General features: G+C 40.7%; 19 protein-coding genes. All 19 read left to right on the top strand.

The annotated features are described in order from the left end of the window. The first annotated feature begins 1 nt into the window (after position 1). The 19 genes from AC6I5B_RS09335 (at position 2) to mutL (ending at position 20439) form a co-directional block, all read left to right on the top strand. Positions 2-685, top strand: coding sequence for a YkgJ family cysteine cluster protein (locus AC6I5B_RS09335; RefSeq protein ID WP_004612547.1), 684 nt, complete (start codon positions 2-4; stop codon positions 683-685). Continuing rightward, the gene (locus AC6I5B_RS09330; protein WP_004612548.1) at positions 685-1389 is read left to right on the top strand and encodes a 3'-5' exonuclease; all 705 of its coding nucleotides are present in this window, start codon (positions 685-687) and stop codon (positions 1387-1389) included. The genes AC6I5B_RS09335 and AC6I5B_RS09330 overlap by 1 nt, the downstream gene beginning before the upstream one ends. A gap of 24 nt (positions 1390-1413) precedes the next feature. Then, a complete protein-coding gene (locus AC6I5B_RS09325) occupies positions 1414-2703 on the top strand; it encodes an amidohydrolase family protein (RefSeq protein ID WP_004612549.1) in 1290 nt (429 codons plus the stop codon). A gap of 4 nt (positions 2704-2707) precedes the next feature. Next, positions 2708-5398 carry an NYN domain-containing protein gene (locus tag AC6I5B_RS09320; protein ID WP_497773757.1) on the top strand — a complete coding sequence of 897 codons (2691 nt, stop codon included), beginning with the start codon at positions 2708-2710 and terminating at the stop codon, positions 5396-5398. Beyond that, positions 5373-6710 carry an MATE family efflux transporter gene (locus tag AC6I5B_RS09315; protein ID WP_004612551.1) on the top strand — a complete coding sequence of 446 codons (1338 nt, stop codon included), beginning with the start codon at positions 5373-5375 and terminating at the stop codon, positions 6708-6710. The genes AC6I5B_RS09320 and AC6I5B_RS09315 overlap by 26 nt, the downstream gene beginning before the upstream one ends. Before the next feature lie 40 nt (positions 6711-6750). After that, positions 6751-7035: a sporulation protein YqfC gene (gene yqfC / locus AC6I5B_RS09310; protein WP_004612552.1), complete on the top strand. Its 285-nt coding sequence runs from the start codon at positions 6751-6753 to the stop codon at positions 7033-7035. 12 nt (positions 7036-7047) lie between these two features. Next, on the top strand, positions 7048-8256 hold the full coding sequence (locus AC6I5B_RS09305) for a sporulation protein YqfD (protein ID WP_071143975.1): 1209 nt from the start codon (positions 7048-7050) through the stop codon (positions 8254-8256). Between the two features lie 53 nt (positions 8257-8309). Further along, the gene (locus AC6I5B_RS09300; RefSeq protein WP_022250118.1) at positions 8310-9296 is read left to right on the top strand and encodes a PhoH family protein; all 987 of its coding nucleotides are present in this window, start codon (positions 8310-8312) and stop codon (positions 9294-9296) included. Continuing rightward, positions 9296-9790 (top strand): rRNA maturation RNase YbeY, encoded by a 495-nt coding sequence (gene ybeY / locus AC6I5B_RS09295; protein ID WP_004612555.1) that lies wholly within the window; start codon positions 9296-9298, stop codon positions 9788-9790. The genes AC6I5B_RS09300 and ybeY overlap by 1 nt, the downstream gene beginning before the upstream one ends. A 21-nt stretch (positions 9791-9811) precedes the next feature. Beyond that, positions 9812-11476, top strand: a complete 1665-nt coding sequence (locus AC6I5B_RS09290) for a putative polysaccharide biosynthesis protein (protein WP_004612556.1) — start codon at positions 9812-9814, stop codon at positions 11474-11476. A 1-nt stretch (position 11477) separates the two neighbouring features. Continuing rightward, entirely contained in the window at positions 11478-12299 is an 822-nt protein-coding gene (locus AC6I5B_RS09285) for a pyridoxamine kinase (RefSeq protein WP_071143976.1), read from the top strand. Positions 12300-12345: 46 nt separating this feature from the next. Then, entirely contained in the window at positions 12346-12711 is a 366-nt protein-coding gene (locus AC6I5B_RS09280) for a hypothetical protein (protein ID WP_497773756.1), read from the top strand. An 89-nt stretch (positions 12712-12800) separates the two neighbouring features. Continuing rightward, positions 12801-13022, top strand: coding sequence for a DUF896 domain-containing protein (locus AC6I5B_RS09275; RefSeq protein ID WP_004612560.1), 222 nt, complete (start codon positions 12801-12803; stop codon positions 13020-13022). After that, positions 13000-13548 (top strand): 5-formyltetrahydrofolate cyclo-ligase, encoded by a 549-nt coding sequence (locus tag AC6I5B_RS09270; protein ID WP_004612561.1) that lies wholly within the window; start codon positions 13000-13002, stop codon positions 13546-13548. The genes AC6I5B_RS09275 and AC6I5B_RS09270 overlap by 23 nt, the downstream gene beginning before the upstream one ends. Further along, positions 13541-13723: a DUF4250 domain-containing protein gene (locus AC6I5B_RS09265; RefSeq protein WP_004612562.1), complete on the top strand. Its 183-nt coding sequence runs from the start codon at positions 13541-13543 to the stop codon at positions 13721-13723. Before AC6I5B_RS09270 ends, AC6I5B_RS09265 begins: the two co-directional genes overlap by 8 nt. Before the next feature lie 25 nt (positions 13724-13748). After that, a complete protein-coding gene (gene miaB, locus AC6I5B_RS09260; RefSeq protein WP_497773755.1) occupies positions 13749-15200 on the top strand; it encodes a tRNA (N6-isopentenyl adenosine(37)-C2)-methylthiotransferase MiaB in 1452 nt (483 codons plus the stop codon). A 72-nt stretch (positions 15201-15272) separates the two neighbouring features. Then, a complete protein-coding gene (locus AC6I5B_RS09255) occupies positions 15273-15689 on the top strand; it encodes a putative ABC transporter permease (RefSeq protein WP_044987133.1) in 417 nt (138 codons plus the stop codon). A 91-nt stretch (positions 15690-15780) separates the two neighbouring features. Continuing rightward, the gene (gene mutS / locus AC6I5B_RS09250; protein WP_497773754.1) at positions 15781-18426 is read left to right on the top strand and encodes a DNA mismatch repair protein MutS; all 2646 of its coding nucleotides are present in this window, start codon (positions 15781-15783) and stop codon (positions 18424-18426) included. 21 nt (positions 18427-18447) lie between these two features. Next, on the top strand, positions 18448-20439 hold the full coding sequence (gene mutL, locus AC6I5B_RS09245; RefSeq protein ID WP_022251051.1) for a DNA mismatch repair endonuclease MutL: 1992 nt from the start codon (positions 18448-18450) through the stop codon (positions 20437-20439). Positions 20440-20446: the final 7 nt, after the last annotated feature.

Here is a 20446-nt window from a genome sequence, read left to right as displayed (position 1 = left end):
TATGAAACGTGAAATAGATATGAGAGAAATATCAGACGGGAAGTTATATGGTCCCAATGATCTTGTCAAAGCAGACTGTGGCGATTGCCACGGCTGTTTTGCGTGTTGTCAAAAAATGGGACAATCAATTGTATTGGATCCCCTCGATATTTATAGATTAACGAAATATTTAAACGTGAGTTTTGAACAGCTTTTAGCAGAGAAAATTGAATTGAATGTAGTCGACGGTCTGATTCTTCCAAATTTAAAAATGTGCGGTACAGAGGAACGATGCGCATTTTTAGATGAAAATGGGAGATGCGGCATTCATCAAATTCGTCCGGGGATTTGTCGATTGTTTCCGCTTGGAAGGTATTATAACAATGGCAGTTTTCAGTATTTTTTGCAGGTACATGAATGTAAGAAAGAAAATCGTACAAAAGTAAAAGTAAAAAAATGGATTGATACGCCGGATTTGAAACGGAATGAAAAATATATTTTAGAATGGCATGATTTTGTGATAGAATTACAGGAGCAGCTCATGAAAATGACAGATGAATCCTATAGCAAAAAGATAAATCTATTTGTGCTGCAATCTTTTTTTGTAGAGCCGTACGATATGCAGACTGATTTTTATATACAGTTTGAGAATCGGCTTGCAAAGACAAAAACCGTGATTCGACAATTGCAAAAAGGACAAAAATAATGATAAAAACATATGTAGTATTTGATTTGGAGACAACCGGATTGGATGTGGAGAATGACAATATTATTGAAATTGGAGCATTGAAGGTAAGAGAAGGAAAAGTAACAGACCGCTTTATGGAGTTTCTGAAACCGGATATGCCGATTTCCCCTATGATTACCGGAATTACAGGAATTACGAATGAGATGGTTAAAAATGCAAGGGATACGAAAACAGTTATACGTGATTTTGTAAATTTTTGTGAGGACCATATTTTAGTGGGGCATAATATTATGTTCGATTACAAATTTATGAAAAAGTATGCATCACAATACGGCGAGTCTTTTGAAAAAAAGGGAATTGATACACTAAAAATAGCCAGAAAAGTACATAAAGATTTGGAATCGAAAAGTTTAGAAGCCTTGTGCGAGCATTATCAAATTGTAAATACTGCTGCACACAGGGCTTATCATGATGCTTTGGCAACTGCAAAAGTATATCATATGATGGCGCATTATTTTGAAGAGAAAGGACCAACAGTTTTTGAGCCGGAACCATTATTGTATCGTCCTAAAAAAGTACAGCCAATTACACCAAAGCAAAAAACATATCTGGAATCACTTCTTTTAAAGCATCCTTTTCCGTTAGAAAAGCAAATCACAGAACTGACAAGAAGCGAAGCTTCTAAAATAATTGACCGGATTATTTTGCAATATGGAAAGTAATATTTATGATGAGGAGAGTGAAATATGATTATTAAAGGTAATTTTATATATATGACTTCCAGAACGGATATGCAGATTCGACAACAACAGTTTTTGCATGTTGAGGATGGAATTGTACAGTCGTTTTATACAGAACTTCCAAAGCAATTTTGCGAGGAGGAAGTGAAAGATTACGGAGATGCTATTATTATTCCGGCATTTTGTGATTTGCATGTGCATGCTCCGCAGTATTTGAACCGAGGAATCGGTTTTGACAAAGAATTGCTGCCGTGGCTTGAAACATATACGTTCCCTGTGGAGGGAAAATACAAGGATCCTGTGTTTGCCAAGAGGGCGTACAAGCTGTTTCTCAACAGACTTTGGGCATCCGGAACGATGCGGTTTTCGGCATTTGCAACGCTGCATCATGATGCGACATGGGAGTTGATGAGGCTTACAGAAGAATCGGGATTACATGCATTTATCGGAAAAGTCAATATGGACCGGAATGCGCCGGATTATCTGATGGAAGATACGGGAAAGGCGTTGGAGGAAACAGAAGCTTTGATTTTACGAGCAAAAGAGGAGTTACAGCATGTGCGTTATATTGCGACTCCGAGATTTGTTCCGTCCACGACAGAAAAGATGATGGTTGGGATTGGAAAATTGTGTGAGAAATATAATTTGCCGGTACAGTCTCATTTGTCTGAAAATCGAAATGAAATTGCATGGGTAAAAGAGCTGCACCCGAAAATCAATTCTTATACGGAAGTATATGATTACTATGGACTGCTGCGAAAAAATCAGACAATTATGGCGCATGCGATTTATTTGGGAGAGAAAGAAAAAGAATTGTTAAGAGAGAAACAAGTATTTCTTGCACATTGTGCACACTCTAATGCAAATCTATCGAGTGGAGTCATGAGCCTTAGAAAAAATCTGGAGAGTGGATTGAACTGTGTTATCGCAAGTGATGTAGCAGGAGGACATACGCCTGCAATGAACCAGAATGCAGTGATGAGCGTGGAAATTTCTAAAATCAACGCTTTGTTCCATGAAGATGAGCCGGCGTTATCACTTCCGGAAGCATTTTATCTTGCGACAAAAGGCGCAGGTACATTTTGGGGAAAGGTCGGAAGTTTTGAATCCGGATATGAATTTGATGCTCTCGTAATTGATATGGATGAGATGGGCGATTTATTTGTGAGAACTGTCACAGAAAAATTGGAACAGTTTTTCTATGATGGTGATGATCGGAACATTATAGACCGTTATTGCCAAGGGAAACAACTTCCGAAACCTTTTCCGGAAGTTGAGAGAGTAAAGAAGGGGTAGTCTGATGAAAAATACAGAGAAAAAGGGGAAAAAAGAGCATATTTGTGTTGGTTTGCTGGCCCATGTAGATGCCGGAAAGACAACCCTTGCAGAAAGTATTTTGTATGTAAGCGGAAAGACGAGAACACTTGGGAGAGTGGATCATGGGAATGCATATTTAGATACCTTTGAGCTGGAACGTGCAAGAGGTATCACGATTTTTGCAAAACAGGCAGAGGTAGATCTAAAAGAGAAGGAGGTCACCTTTTTAGACACACCGGGACATGTCGATTTTTCTGCGGAAATGGAGCGGACACTGCAGGTGCTGGATTATGCGATTCTTGTCATTGGCGGTGCAGATGGCGTACAGGGACATGTGCAGACATTGTGGCATCTTTTAAAGAGATATGAGATTCCAACGTTTCTGTTTGTCAATAAGATGGATCAATCCGGAACAGATAAGGAAACGTTACTTGCGGAACTTCAGAATCGTCTTTCTGCTTCCTGTATAGATTTTACCTGTGAGAAGGATAGCGAGGCTTTTTTGGAAGCGGTCGCTATGTGTGATGAAGAGGTATTGGAAAATTATCTGGAAGGAGAACCGATTACAGACTGCAAGATTCGTAAATTGATTCAAAAACGAAAAATTTTCCCTTGTTATTTTGGCTCTGCCTTAAAACTGGAAGGAATTGATACCTTTTTAGAAGCGTTTGACCGGTATACAATCTGTCCGGAATATGCGGATACATTTGGTGCAAAAGTATATAAAATATCAAGAGATGCACAAGGAATGCGGTTGACACATCTGAAAGTGACAGGTGGTTCGCTGCGGGTAAAGATGGTTTTAAAAGAAGAAGAAAAAGTGGATCAAATCCGTATTTATTCCGGTTCGTCTTATCGGACAACAGAGGAGGTGGAAGCCGGAAGAATCTGTGTGATTGCCGGACCGGATACGACTCGTGCCGGAGAAGGACTTGGTGCAGAATCAGAAGCAGCAGCTCCGATGCTGACACCAGTGCTGAATTATCAGATTGAACTGCCGGAGGGCTGTGATGTCCATGGTATGTTTTTAAAGTTAAAACAGTTGGAAGAAGAGATTCCGGAGCTGCATATTGTTTGGGACAGACAATTAAATGAAATTCATGCTCAGGTTATGGGAGAGGTACAGATTGAGATTTTAAAAAGCATGATTTTGGAACGATTTCAAGTTGATGTAGAATTTGGAACGGGAAATATTGTGTATAAAGAAACGATTGCAGAACCGGTGGAGGGGGCAGGACATTTTGAACCGCTCCGCCATTATGCAGAAGTCCGTCTTGTACTGGAACCGCTTCCCTCCGGAAGTGGACTTGTTTTTTCATCGAATTGCAGTGAGGATGTGCTAGAGCGCAATTGGCAGAGACTGATTATGACGCATTTGGAAGAAAAAGCGCACAAGGGAGTTCTGACCGGTTCTGAGATTACGGATATGAAGATTACGTTGATTAATGGAAGGGCGCACCAGAAACATACAGAAGGTGTTGATTTCAGGCAGGCAACGTATCGTGCTGTACGACAAGGTTTGAAGAAAGCAAAGAGCATTTTACTGGAACCGGTTTATGAATATCAGTTGGAAATTCCGGCAGATCAGGTTGGACGTGCTATGACAGATTTGCAGAGAATGCATGCCGTCTTTGAACCGCCAAAGATGGAAGTGGATATGGCAATCTTAAAAGGGACGGCTCCGGTTGTCACTATGCGGGATTATCAGCGGGAGATGATTGTGTATACAAGGGGACATGGAAGGTTGTTCTGTTCTCTGAAAGGCTATGAGCCGTGTCACAATGCAGAAGAGGTTATCGATTCCTGTGGATATGATTCGGAGGCGGATACGGAAGAACCGACAGGGTCTGTATTTTGTTCTCACGGATCCGGATTTTATGTAAAATGGAATCAGGTCGAGGAATATATGCACACGGAAAGCCGTGAAAAAGCAGTGTCAAAAGAAAAACAGACAGTTGTTTATGAGTTGCCTCCTGTGATTGACGAAGAAGAATTAAGAATGATTTTTGAGAGGACATATGGTCCGATGAAACGGGAGAGGAATGTGTTTGCCAAACGTGTGCAGGCACCGGAACCTTCTGTGAAACGCCCCAAAAAGCAGACGGATGAGAAAGAATATCTGTTGGTGGACGGATATAATATCATCTTTGCGTGGGAAGATTTGAAAGAGTTGTCAGAAATTAATATTGAAGCTGCCAGAATGAAATTGATGGATATCCTGAGCAACTATCAGGGGTATCGGAAACAGACATTGATTCTGGTGTTCGATGCTTATAAGGTACCGGGGAATGTGGGAGAAGTTCAAAAATATCACAATATTCATGTGGTGTATACGAAAGAAGCAGAAACTGCCGATCAGTATATTGAGAAGACAGTACAGGAAATCGGGAAGAAATATCATGTGACAGTGGCGACATCCGATGCGTTGGAGCAGATGATTATTCTCGGACAGGGAGCGCAACGAATTTCAGCGAAAGGGCTGTTGGAGGAAATTTTGACAGTCAATCAAGAGATTCGAAGAGAGCATTTGAATCGTCAGCAAAATACGGCATCACAATATTTGTTTGAGAGTCTTCCGGAGGAGATGGCAAATCTGATGGACGAGGTAAGGCTTGGAAGAATTGAATTTGATGAGATAGGAAAGAGATATGAGGAAAAAAACAGGGGCAATTGACCTGACAACAGGCAATGAGATGAGAGCGATTGTAGTATTTGCACTGCCTTTGATCGCAGGCAATTTATTTCAACAGTTATATAATTTGATGGATACGATGATCGTGGGAAAATTTATCGGTGCAGATGCGCTGGCCGCAGTCGGTTCTTCGTATATGACGATGAACTTTCTTACTTCAATCATTATCGGACTTTGTATGGGGAGCGGGATTGTATTTTCCTGGTTTTACGGCTCAAGACAGAGAGAAAAGCTGGAACAAAGTATGTTTCAGTCTTTTCTGTTTATTTTGGCGGTTACTGTAATGATCACGGGTGCCAGTCTTTTATTTCTTGACCAGCTGCTGCATCTTTTGAATATCGAATCGAGTATCTTTCAGATGACAAGAGCATATTTATTTATCATTATCTGTGGTATGGGATTTGTGTTTTTATATAATTATTTCACCGCCGTACTTAGAAGTATGGGAAATTCGTTTACGCCACTGATTTTTTTGGTGATTTCGTCGGTGATCAATATCGTATTGGATTATATATTTGTAGTTCCGCTTCAGATGGGAGTATCCGGAGCAGCTTATGCCACGGTCATCGCGCAGGCAGTATCGGCAGCAGGAATTGCAGTCTATACACTGTGGAAGGTAAAAGAGGTAAGTATTTCCAAGCGGATGCTAAAAGGCGAGAGAGAATTGTTCTGTATGATCGTGAATCAGTCACTTTTGACAAGCGTGCAGCAGTCGATTATGAATTTCGGTATTTTGATGGTACAGGGTTTGGTGAACAGTTTCGGCGTGATTGTCATGGCTGGTTTTGCAGCTGCTGTGAAAATTGACAGTTTCGCATACATGCCGGTGCAGGACTTTGGGAATGCATTTTCCACCTATGTGGCACAAAACCGTGGAGCAGGAAAGATGGAACGTATCGAAAAAGGGAAAAATTCTGCATTGAAATTGATTGTCGGTTCCTGTGTGGTTATTTCCACACTGGTTGTCCTGTTTGCGGGACCTCTCATGCGTTTATTTATTGATGCATCTGAGACACAGGTCATTTTTGAAGGGGTTCGCTATTTGCGGATTGTATCTCCTTTTTACTGTCTGATCGGATTTTTATTTTTACTGTATGGTCTTTACAGAGGAATTGGGAAACCACAGTTTTCTATTGTATTGACAATAATTTCGCTGGGGACACGTGTCCTTTTGGCATACGTCCTTTCTGCAATCCCGGCAGTCGGAATTGTGGGAATCTGGTGGGCAATCCCAATTGGATGGTTCCTTGCAGATACAGTCGGGTTTCTCTATTATCATTTTATGAAAAAATAGATATTTTTCAGGAGCCACACATATACTACTATAAAAGTATATGTGTGGCATTTTTATGGAAAAGAAAACATTCATAAATCGCATGGCAGATGCGGCAAATATGCCGAAAGATGTAGTGCTGGGTGTCCCGATTCTCACCATGACCGGACAGAACGAAGTGAGTGTGGAAAATTATAGAGGCATTATTGAATACACCGACTTATTAATTCGCATACAGACAAAAATCGGTCAGATTAAAATTATTGGGAAATCACTTCAAATTGACTATTACACAAATGATGAGATGAAAATTACCGGTCGTATCACTTCAATAGAATATCATTAAGGGGGATAAGGAGTGTTAAATACAATCATTCGATATATACAAGGGTATCTGCTTATACAGGTAACCGGATATTCCCCGGAGCGATTCTTAAATTTGTGCAGCCGTAAGCAAATCTATCTGTGGGGGCTTGAGCCAAAAGAAAACAGCTATGAGATGTTTATTACTATCCGGGGATTTAGAAAATTAAAACCGATCCTGAAAAAGACAAGGACAAAGGTGACAATTTTAAATCGGCTTGGACTGCCGTTTTTTTTTCACAAGTATCGAAAACGAAAGGTATTTTTTTTCGGGATACTCTTTTGTGTGATATTTATTTATGTCATGTCTTTATTTGTATGGAATATACATATTGAAGGAAATTTCACAAGGACAGATGAGGTTATTTTGGAGTTTCTGGAGTCCAAACACATTGAACATGGAATGTTAAAAAAGAAAGTGAATTGTGAGCGTATCGTAAAAGATATCAGAAAAGAATTTGATGATATCGTGTGGGTGTCCGCATATGTGACCGGAACCAGACTGATGATTCAGGTCAAAGAAAATACAGACACATTCCCGATGGAGGCTGCAAAAGAAGAGCCGCCGAATGACATTGTGGCCGAGAAGGACGGACGGATTACGAGTATCGTCACAAGAAATGGAGTTCCTCTTGTCAAGCCGGGCGATGAAGTAAAAAAGGGGGACATATTAGTCTCCGGAAAAGTCGAAGTAAAAAATGATGCAGGAGAAGTTGTCAATTATCACTACCAGAATGCAGATGCAGATATTGAGGCGGAAACTACTCTGGAATATGAAAATGAGCATCGTTTCTCTCACTCGGAAAAAAAGTATACGGATGCTAAGAAAAAAGCTTTTTATATCAAGATCGGAAACTATTTCGGCATTTTGGGAGGGTGGAAGAACCATTATCAGGAAGCGGAGATCTATACAAGTGAGTGGCGTTTGAAAATCGGGGAGCATTTTTACATTCCCATATCATTTGGAGTTAAAGAAATCCGCCAGTATGAATCAAAAGAAAAAGTATACACACAAGAAGAAATGAGGATACTTTTAAGCGAGGAGTTTCAGTTGTTCTGCAAGGAACTGGAAGAAAAGAAAATAGAGATATTGCAGAAAGATGTGAAGATTTATTTACAAGAAAATAGTGCAAAAGCCAAAGGAACGCTCCGAATTCAGGAGAAAATTGGTCAACACAACGAAACGGAAATGATTGATTTCTAGTGATTTTCTGTGATACAATAAAAAAGATTATGAAAATAGAAAGGGATAGGCAAATGAGTATACTGGAAGAATTCATTGAAATACCTGTTGCACATGAAAAGAATATATTCGGGCAGTTTGATGCATTTGCAAAGAAGATAGAACGTACTTTACAAGTGACATTAATCGCACGGGATGGACATACGAAAATTTTAGGAGAAGCCCAGCGTGTGAATCAGGCAAAACGAGTGCTGGAGCAGCTTGCGGAGCTGTCAAAGCGAGGCAACACCATTACAGAACAGAATGTAGACTATGCGATTTCACTGGTCTTTGAGGACAATGAAAAGGGAATCGTAGAGATTGATAAGGATATTATCTGTCATACTTTGCAGGGGAAACCAATTAAGCCGAAGACGCTCGGGCAGAAGAAATATGTGGATGCAATCCGAAAGCAAATGATCGTATTCGGACTTGGACCTGCGGGAACCGGAAAGACATACCTTGCGATGGCAATGGCAATTACGGCGTTTAAAAACAACGAAGTGGGAAGAATCATCTTGACACGTCCGGCTATTGAAGCGGGAGAAAAACTTGGTTTTCTTCCGGGCGATCTGCAAAGTAAGATTGATCCGTACTTAAGACCATTGTATGATGCTCTGTATCAAATTATGGGGGCAGAGAGTTTTATCAAAAATTCCGAAAAAGGGTTGATTGAAGTGGCTCCTTTAGCGTACATGAGAGGGCGTACGCTAGACAATGCATTTATTATTTTGGACGAGGCACAAAATACGACACCTGCTCAGATGAAGATGTTTCTGACCAGAATCGGTTTTGGCTCAAAAGTGGTAATTACAGGAGACTCCACACAAAAAGACCTTCCATCCGGAATGGTGTCCGGATTGGATATTGCGACAAAAGTAGTTCGCAATATTGATGATATTACAATCTGTAATTTATCCAGCAAAGATGTTGTCAGACATCCTTTGGTGCAGAAGATTGTAAAAGCGTACGAAGAATTTGAACAAAAGAAAGAACGTCCGAGAGACAAAAGGAGAAAATAATGACTTTATTATTTGAAGAAGAGGGCAGTTTGAAGCTTTCGCTTCCTTGCGAAGAACTTGCGGTAAAAGTAATTGAGATGGCTTTGGATTATGCAAAATGCCCGTATGAGGCAGAGGTGAATCTGCTTTTGACAATGAATGATGAGATTCAGGAGATGAACCGTAATTTTCGTGGAATTGACCGCGCGACGGATGTACTTTCCTTCCCGATGGTAGACTATGAGACAGCAGGATCATTTTCTTTTCTGGAAGATGCCCTTGAGTATTTTAATCCGGAGAGCGGAGAGCTGATGCTTGGAGACATTGTCATTTCAAAAGAAAAAGTAGTTTCACAGGCAGAAGAATACGGACATTCCATTGAACGGGAATACGCTTTCTTGATTGCGCACAGTATGCTTCATCTGTTTGGTTTTGATCATATGGAAGAAGAAGAGCGGGCGGTGATGGAAAGAAAGCAGGCGGAAATATTAGAACGTCTGCAAATATTGCGTTAGCAGAAGGTAGTGAGGAGATTTATGATAGAAAAACAAAAGAAAAACAATAGTTTCTTAATGCAGGGAATGATTCTCGCTGTTGCAGGAATTATTACAAGAATCATCGGGATTGCATATCGCATTCCGGTAACAAATATTTTGGGGACAGAAGGACAGGGATTTTATGCCACTGCGTTTTCTATTTACAACATTGCACTGCTTCTGACTTCCTACAGTCTTCCGTTAGCAGTTTCAAAGCTGATCTCTGCAAGGGTGTCTAAAGGTGAGCGGAAAAATGCTATGCGTATTTTTAAAGGTGCACTTTGGTTTGCTTTTATCGTCGGGAGTGTTGTTGCCTGCATCGTTTTCTTTTTCTCAGATTTTATTGCGAAAACGATTATGTCCATGGAACTGAGCGCCTATGCACTTCGTGTGTTGGCACCGGGACTTCTGATTGTAGCTGTAATGGGAGTCTTACGTGGATTTTTCCAGGGAATGGGGACGATGATGCCAACTGCAATCTCACAGATTTTAGAACAGATTGTCAATGCTGTCATCAGTATTATCGGGGCGAGCTATCTGCTTGAGATGGGGAAAAAAGTGGCAGAAAAAGCGAGCAATGACTCTGTGGCATATGCATATGGAGCAGCAGGAGGAACGCTTGGAACGGTGTGCGGAGCGCTGTTTGGATTATTGTTCTTACTGTTTGTCTTGAAAATTTATTCGCCGACAATCAAAAAGCAACTCAAACGAGATCGCAGCCTTAAAACAGAAGGGTATAGCGAGATTTACAAAATTCTCCTGATGACAATTGCTCCTGTTATTTTGAGTACGGCAATTTACAATATCAGTGAGACAATTGACATAGGGATGTTTGGAAGCATCATGGCGGCACAGGGACATTCATTGGCAGAACGTTCGGACTTATTGGGACGTTTCAGTGGACATTACAATGTGTTGATCAACATTCCGCTTGCAGTGGCAAACGCACTAGGAGCATCTTTGATTCCAAGTCTTACAGCTGCGGTGGCAATCGGAGATAAAAAACAGATTCACAGTAAGATTTCAATGTCTATTCGATTTTCCATGATGATTGCCATTCCGAGTTTTGTAGGATTCCTTGTATTGGCGAACCCGATTTTAGCGTTGTTATTTAACGGAAATATCGATATTTCAGCGAACATGCTGAGACTTGGAGCAATCACAGTTGTATTTTATTGCATGTCTACTGTGACAAATGCAATTCTGCAGGGATTAAACAAGATGACAACACCGGTAAAACATGGCGCGATTTCCCTTTGTATCCATTTGGCCGGTCTGTTTATCATGCTTGTGATTTTTAAGATGGGAATCTATGCGGTTGTGGCAAGTAATATCATCTTCTCGCTTTCAATGTGTATTTTAAATGCACGTGCACTTAAGCGCGAGGCTGCTTATCATCAGGAGGTGGAGAAGACATTCCTGATTCCTGCTGTTGCAGCAGTTGTTATGGGAGTTGTGGCATTAGTAATCTACTTCCTGTGTAATCTTGTGATGAGTCAAAATATTGCGGTGATCATTGCTTTGCTTGTAGCTGTGGTTGTATATGGTGTGTCATTGCTGAAGTTTGGAGGTCTTTCCCAAGAAGAGATCTTAGCACTTCCAAAAGGAAGCACACTGCTTTCCTTGTTTCAAAAATTACATTTGGTAAAAGAGGAGTATGCATAAAATGAGACCAGTAAAAAAGGTGGCATTGTTACATGATTTATGCGGCGTCGGAAAAGCGGCGTTGACCAATATGGTTCCGGTTCTGAGTGTCATGGGGATTGAGGCTTGCCCAATTCCGACGATTTTACTATCCACCCATACAGGGGGATATGGAAAACCTGCCATGGAAAAGATATCGACAACATATATTCGGGAATGTGCGGATCACTATGTTGCAAATCAGGTGACGTTCGATTTGATATTTGTCGGATATTTAGGCAGTGAGGGTATGATTGAGGCAGTTGAATATTTTCTTTCCTGCTTTCCCGACACAGAAGTTATTATTGATCCGATCATGGGAGATCACGGCAGATATTATACGAATTTTGACAGCTCTTATGGCGAATCTATGAGACGGCTCCTTCCGTATGCAAGTATTATCATGCCGAATATTACAGAAGGATGTCTTCTCACCCAAACTTCCTGCTCAGAAAATATGATACAGGAAACAATTCTTACAATTTGTCAGGATTTGGAAAAAGCCGGAGCAAAAAAAATTGTTATGACAAGCGTTCCCTGCGCTTCTGGAAGAAAGGGAATTGTCCTCTACGAGAACGGAGAGATGCAACTGTTTGAAAAAGAGTGCCTTGCCTGTGAATACCACGGAACCGGGGATACGTTTGACGGTGTATTTGTGGGGGCATATTTAAACAATAAGTCACTTGAAGAATCATTAGAGCTTGCTCATGCATTTGTATATGCATGTATGAAAGAAAGCGAGCGTTATGATTATGAAGAACGAGAAGGATTGATCATAGAAAGAAATCTCTATATGCTTGTATAAAATAGAAAAGAAAACCAATACTGTATAATAAAAAGGAGTTGTCCTTATGAAAAAAAGATATGGTATTGGTTTTTTGATTGGAATGATCGTGTTTACGTTAGTTCTTGTATGTGCATATCAGTTGAGTTATGATCGTGCAATGCGTAAATTGGAGGTAAAACAAAAATCGATTCAGAAAAAGCAGGAAAACGTAATAGAGACAAAAGGATCTGCTCAAAAAGAAGAAGGGTATTTTATCAAAGAGAAAGACGGCTATATTATCGTATATTTATCCGATGAAAAGACGGTCTATGAATATACGACAATTGAAATACAGTATCTGCCGGAGCGGATTCAAGAGGAAGTAAAAAAAGGGAAAAAGGCAGATACTATCGGAGAAGTTTACGGATTCTTAGAAAATTATTCCAGTTAAAATATTTTACTGCCCTGGAATAGATGGTAGACTTCAAAAAGAATATAGTGTAATATAAGAGAAGTATTAGAAGGAAGGAACAAAAGAAAATGACAGACGAAAAAATTCAGCGAATTAATGAACTATATAAAAAATCCAAAACAGTCGGACTGACCGATGCAGAAAAAAAAGAGCAGAAAGTGTTAAGAAGAGAATTTGTTGATTCTTTCAAGCGAAATCTGCGGGGACAGTTAGATAATATCTCTATCCAGGAATTGGACGGTTCGATTACAAATCTTGGTGAGAAATATGGAAACAAAAAGGGACATTAGAGCACGCATTTTAGAAAAGCGAACGCATATGACGCAGGAAGAATGGGAGTTCAAAAGCGATCTCATTGTGAAACGTTTGATGGAACACCCATTCTTTGTGGAAGCAAGAGAGATTTATTGCTACATGGATTACCGTCGTGAAGTCGGTACTCGCCGTATCATAGAAAAAGCATGGGAACTGAACAAAAAGACAGCAGTTCCGAAAGTATGTGGAGATGATATGGAATTCTATTATGTGCAAAGGTTTGATGAGCTTGAAAAAGGATATTCAGGTATTTGGGAACCTGTCACGAAAAAGAAGGCGAAAGGTGACTCGGTGCTTGTGCTCTTACCTGGAAGTGCGTTTGACCGGAATCGGAACCGGATCGGATATGGAAAAGGATTTTATGATAAATATCTCATAAAGCATCAGCAATATCGAACACTTGCTCTTGCGTTTGAATTTCAGGTAGTGGATTCCATTCCCACAGACAGTTATGATATTCGACCGGACGGAATTATTACGGAGGAGACTTATTATGTTTGAAGAATTACCAAAAGACCCTATGCTCCTGTTGAGTGTAATCAACACTAAACTGCGGGATTATTATTCCAATTTGGATTTGCTTTGTGAGGAACTTCAGATTGACCGGAAAACCTTGACAAAGCGACTTGCAGAGATTGACTATGAATATGATCCGGCACAGAATCGGTTCATATAATAAATTACGAAAGGATACATATACATTGAAAAATATAGAGACTTATTTAGAGACAATCGATATAACAAATGAGGCGCCGGTTAATGAGCCGGAGCGCCAATATTATTTTATGAAAAAGGCACGTGCTTATGTGAAACAGATATCAGATGAACTGCAAAGACCATTGACGTTTTGTGTGACAACATTCGGATGTCAGATGAATGCAAGGGATTCAGAAAAACTTGTCGGTGTGCTCGAACAGATTGGATATGTGGAGGAACCTGATGAAGACAAAGCGGATTTTGTCATTTACAATACATGTACAGTACGTGAAAATGCAAATATGCGTGTTTACGGACGTCTTGGTCAGCTGAAACATGTCAAAAAATCCAATCCACACATGATGATCGGACTTTGCGGATGCATGATGCAAGAACCGGAAGTTGTAGAAAAATTAAAGAAAAGTTATCGCTTTGTAGATTTGATTTTCGGAACACATAATATTTATAAATTTGCAGAACTTATTGCCACTCGTTTCGAGTCAGGGAGAATGGTCATTGATATCTGGAAAGATACGGATAAGATTGTAGAAGATCTTCCAAGTGAGCGTAAGTTCTCATTCAAATCCGGAGTCAATATCATGTTTGGATGCAATAATTTCTGTAGTTATTGTATCGTTCCATATGTCCGTGGGCGTGAGCGGAGCCGAAATCCAAAAGATATTATTCGGGAGATTGAAGCGCTTGTTGCCGACGGTGTTATGGAAGTGATGCTGCTTGGACAAAATGTCAATTCTTATGGGAAAAATCTGGATGATCCGATGACTTTTGCTGAGCTTTTGCAGGAAATTGAAAAAATTGAAGGATTGGAACGAATCCGTTTCATGACTTCTCATCCAAAAGATTTATCCGATGAATTGATTGAGGTGATGCGCCACTCTAAGAAGATCTGTAAACATCTACATCTTCCGGTTCAGTCAGGAAGTACTGAGATTCTGAAAAAGATGAATCGGCATTATACAAAAGAGCAGTATTTGGAGTTAGTCCGCAAAATCAAAGAAGCTGTGCCGGATATCTCGCTGACAACGGATATCATTGTCGGATTCCCAGGAGAGACAGAGGAAGATTTTCTAGAGACAATGGATGTCGTGAAAAAGGTTCGTTATGACAGTGCATTTACCTTCATCTACTCCAAACGTACTGGAACACCTGCTGCCATTATGGAGGAGCAGATACCTGACGATGTTGTGAAAGGTCGTTTTGACCGTCTGCTAAAAGAAGTTCAGGAGATTTCCGCAGCGGTGTGTAGTGTACATGAAGGAACCACACAGCCTGTTTTGGTCGAATCTATGAACGATCATGACGACTCACTTGTGACAGGTCGTCTGAGCAATAACATCTTGGTTCATTTTAAGGGGGATGAAAGCCTTATCGGGAAAATTGTTGATGTCAATCTGAAAGAATGCAAAGGATTTTATTATCTTGGAGAAATGAAATAACTTCCAACTATAATTTAAAAAAAAGCGTCCAAACTATGTAATATGGAAATTACATGGGAAGGACGTTTTTTAATGAAAAAACTCAGTGAATATTTATTTTTATGGACGCTTGGAGGGACTCTGTACTACACGTTTGAAATGATTTTTCGCGGTTTTTCGCATTGGTCTATGTTTTTGCTTGGAGGATTTTGTCTGCTGTTTTTTGGAGTACAGGGGATGGCAGTAAAATGGAGTGATCCTCTTTGGATGCAGGTACTCCGATGCACGATATTCGTGACTGCGGGAGAGTTCATCACAGGAATAATCGTCAATAAATGGCTTGGTTGGGCTGTCTGGGATTACAGTGATCAGCCATTTCAGCTGTTCGGTCAAATCTGTCTTCCGTTTACAATTATTTTCTCCGGTCTATGTGCACTTGGGATTTTTTTGAGTGGCTATCTTTTACATTGGATTTATGGAGAGGAGAAACCGAAATATCATGTGCTGTAAAAAAATCTGGTTTTCCATTTGTATTTTTTTTGATTTTCCGCTATACTTTACTCTGTATCATTAGAATGACAGAATACAAAGGAGAAACAACGTGGCAGAATTAACCCCTATGATGCAGCAATATATGGAGACAAAAGAACAGTACAAAGACTGCATCTTATTTTATAGATTAGGCGATTTTTATGAAATGTTCTTTGATGATGCGCTTACCGTCACAAAGGAGCTGGACATTACATTAACCGGAAAAAACTGTGGACTTGAGGAACGGGCACCGATGTGCGGCGTTCCTTATCATGCTGTGGAGGGATATCTTACAAAACTGGTACAAAAGGGTTATAAAGTAGCAATCTGCGAGCAGGTGGAAGATCCAAAACTTGCAAAAGGTATCGTGAAACGTGAAGTGGTCCGCATTGTGACACCGGGAACCAATATTAACACACAAGCGTTGGATGAGACAAAAAATAATTATATTATGTGTATCGTTTACATTGCCGACCGCTATGGACTTTCGGTAGCAGATGTGTCTACCGGAGATTATTTTGTGACAGAACTCGACAGTGGGAGAAAGCTTGGGGATGAGATTGCAAAATTTTCTCCCTCTGAGATCATCTGCAATGAATCTCTTTATATGAGCGGATTGGATCTTGAGGATCTGAAAAATCGGCTGGGGATTACGATTTATTCGTTAGATACATGGTATTTTGATGATGCGATGTGTACAAAAGTATTAAAAGATCATTTTAAAGTATCTTCTTTGGAAGGGCTTGGACTGACAGATTATAACTGTGGTCTGATCGCTGCCGGAGCACTGCTTCAATATCTGTATGAGACGCAGAAGACTTCACTTGCACATTTGACAGGCATCATCAGTTACACAACCGGAAAATACATGCTGCTTGACAGCTCATCCAGACGAAATCTGGAGCTGTGTGAGACTTTACGTGAAAAGCAAAAAAGAGGATCTCTGTTATGGGTGCTTGATAAGACGAAGACTGCAATGGGAGCCAGAACACTTAGAAGTTTTGTGGAACAACCACTTATTCATAAAGAAGAGGTCATAAAGCGACTAGATGCAGTAGGTGAGTTAAAAGATGATGCGATTTCCAGAGAAGAGATCCGGGAATATTTAACACCGGTATATGACTTGGAACGTCTGATCAGTAAGATCAGTTACCAGTCAGCAAATCCAAGAGATTTGATTGCATTTAAAAGTTCTTTGGAGATGCTTCCGCATATCAAATATATTTTGGGAGATATGAAGACTCCACTTTTGAAAGAATTATATGAAGAACTGGATACACTTGAAGAGTTGTGCCAGTTAATTCAGCATGCAATCTGCGAGGAACCGCCGCTTGCAATGAAAGAGGGCGGTATTATCAAAGAAGGCTATCACCCGGATGTAGATAAGCTTCGCAATGCAAAGACGGAAGGAAAGACCTGGCTTGCTGAACTGGAAACAGAAGAGCGGGAAAAGACAGGCATCAAAAATTTAAAAATCAAGTACAATAAAGTATTTGGTTATTATTTAGAGGTGACGAATTCTTACAAGGAACTTGTCCCGGATTACTATACAAGAAAACAGACACTCGCCAATGCAGAGCGCTATATCATTCCGAGATTGAAAGAATTGGAAGATACTATTTTAGGCGCAGAAGATAAGCTGTATGCGTTGGAATATGAACTGTATTGCAATGTTCGAGACACGATTGCAGATGAGGTCGTTCGAATTCAAAAGACAGCGAAGGCAATCGCGCAGATCGATGTGTTTGCATCATTGGCACTCGTCGCAGAACGCAACAACTATGTGCGTCCGAAGATTAACGAAAAGGGCGTCATCGACATAAAAAACGGACGTCATCCGGTTGTGGAGAAGATGATTCCAAATGATATGTTTATTGCAAACGACACCTATCTGGATGATAAAAAGAATCGTGTGTCCATTATTACAGGACCGAATATGGCAGGAAAGTCCACTTATATGCGTCAGACAGCGCTGATTGTTCTCATGGCACAGATCGGTTCTTTCGTGCCTGCGGAGACAGCGAATATCGGAATTGTAGATCGTATTTTTACCCGTGTGGGAGCATCTGATGATCTTGCATCCGGACAGAGTACATTTATGGTGGAGATGACAGAGGTTGCAAATATTTTGCGAAATGCCACAAGCAAAAGTCTCTTAATCTTAGATGAAATCGGACGTGGGACAAGTACTTTTGACGGTCTTAGTATTGCCTGGGCAGTTGTGGAACATATCAGTAACGGTAAACTGTTGGGGGCAAAGACACTTTTTGCAACACATTATCACGAACTGACAGAACTGGAAGGAAAGATTGACAGTGTGAATAACTATTGTATCGCCGTCAAAGAAAAAGGAGACGATATTGTTTTCCTGCGAAAAATTGTGAAAGGCGGAGCAGACAAAAGCTATGGAATTCAAGTTGCAAAGCTTGCCGGCGTGCCGGAATCTGTTATTGCACGGGCAAAAGAAATTGTAAGTGAACTAAGTGAGGCTGATATCACAACAAGAGTACGTGACATTTCCGTGCAGTCTGCGGATACGAAAAAGAAAATGAAAAAATACGATGAGGTGGATCTGGCACAGATGTCGCTGTTTGACACGGTAAAGGATGATGATGTCTTAAAAGAACTGGAAGAGCTTGATGTTGCACATCTGACTCCGATGGATGCACTGAATACGATTCATCGTCTGCAGAACAAGCTGAAGAACAGATGGTAATTGTGAAAAGAGGAAGCATTTATGGTAAATATTCAAGTTTTAGATCAAATTACAATCGATAAAATTGCAGCGGGAGAGGTAATTGAGCGTCCTGCTTCTATTATAAAAGAGTTGGTAGAAAACGCTATTGATGCAGGGGCAAGTGCGGTCACTGTGGAGATTAAAGAGGGTGGCATTTCTTTTATACGCATTACAGACAATGGATGCGGTATTCCAAAAGGAGAAGTTCCGCTTGCGTTTTTGCGTCATTCTACCAGCAAAATCCGCTCTGTAGACGATCTGAGCACGGTGGCTTCACTTGGATTCCGAGGAGAGGCGCTGTCAAGTATTGCTGCGATCGCACAGGTAGAACTGATTACAAAGACAAAAGATGAAGTTACCGGTACCCGTTATCGGATTGAGGGCGGCGCAGAAAAATCTATAGAAGACACGGGTGCACCGGATGGAACGACTTTTCTTGTACATCAGATTTTTTATAATACACCTGCAAGAAGAAAATTTTTAAAAACGCCGATGACGGAGGCAAGTCATGTCAGTGAACTGATGACAAGACTTGCATTGTCTCATCCGGAGGTATCTATACAATTCATCAACAATGGTCAGGAAAAACTGCACACTTCCGGAAACGGGAAATTAAAAGATATTATTTATCATGTATTTGGGCGGGATATTGCCAATAATCTATTGGAAACCAACGAAAGGATTGACGGAATACAGGTACAGGGATTCATCGGAAAACCGATCATCTCCCGCGGGAATCGAAATTACGAGAACTATTTTATCAACGGACGTTATGTCAAAAGCAACATCATTGCAAAGGCAATCGAAGATGCTTATAAAGATTTTACGATGCAGCACAAGTATCCGTTTACGGCGTTGCACTTTACAATGGACGGAACCGACTTGGATGTCAATGTGCATCCGACGAAGATGGAACTTCGTTTCAGCAATCAGCAGGGCGTGTACAATTTTATCTACAATGCTCTGAAGCAGACATTAAGTGAACCGGAACTGATTCCAAGAGTGGAGCTTCCTGAGGCAAAAGAAGTTCCTGTGAAAGCAGAAAAAATTGTCGAGCGAAAACAAGAACAACCAATGACGCCAGTCAGAGAAGAAAGAAAAACACCGGTTATAGAGGAAGAAAAAAATCTGGATTATTTTATGAAAAAAATGCGGGAGAGGGTAACAGCATACCATCAGCAAGTGACGAAAGTAAAACCAACTCCTGCGCCATCAGTCGTTCAAGAAAACGTGAACTATGAAGCTTTGCCTGCAAGCCAAGTGGCAGCTGTAAAACAACCGGTGCCTGAACAGCGGACAGTTGCAAAAGAACCAATGCCTGAACAGGCGGTTGCGCCAAGAGAGGAGAAGTCGGTTGTAACAGAAAAGCAGTTGGATTTCTTCGAGGAGAAGCTGCTTACAAAAAAAGCAGCACAGGAATACAAGATTATCGGACAGCTATTTGAGACTTACTGGCTTGTGGAGTTTCATGAACAGCTTTATATCATTGACCAACATGCAGCCCATGAACGCGTGTTGTATGAAAAGACGCTTCGCGGCATGAAAGACAGGGAGTTTACTTCTCAATATTTAAGCCCGCCTATCATCCTGAATCTTTCCATGCAGGAGGAAGAAGCGCTGAATACACATATGGATATTTTTACAAATATTGGATTTGAGATTGAGCCGTTTGGTGGAGATTCATACGCAATTCGAGCGGTTCCTGACAATCTGTTCAGCATTGCAAAAAGAGAATTGTTTACAGAGATGCTGGACCAGCTTGTCGACGGAATTCATTCGTCTCTTGCACCGGATATTGTTGCTGAAAAAGTTGCATCGATGTCCTGTAAGGCAGCAGTGAAAGGAAATTCCCGTCTATCTGCCGCTGAGGTAGAAACTTTGATCGGCGAACTTTTGGAGCTTGAAAATCCATATCACTGTCCGCATGGAAGACCGACGATTATCGCCATGACAAAACGAGAACTGGAAAAGAAATTCAAAAGAATTGTGTAGGGATAAC

It is taken from the genome of Faecalimonas nexilis (genome assembly GCF_059731825.1).
The sequence above is the reverse complement of the archived record's forward strand: the minus strand, read 5'-3'. Positions and strand labels throughout refer to the sequence as shown.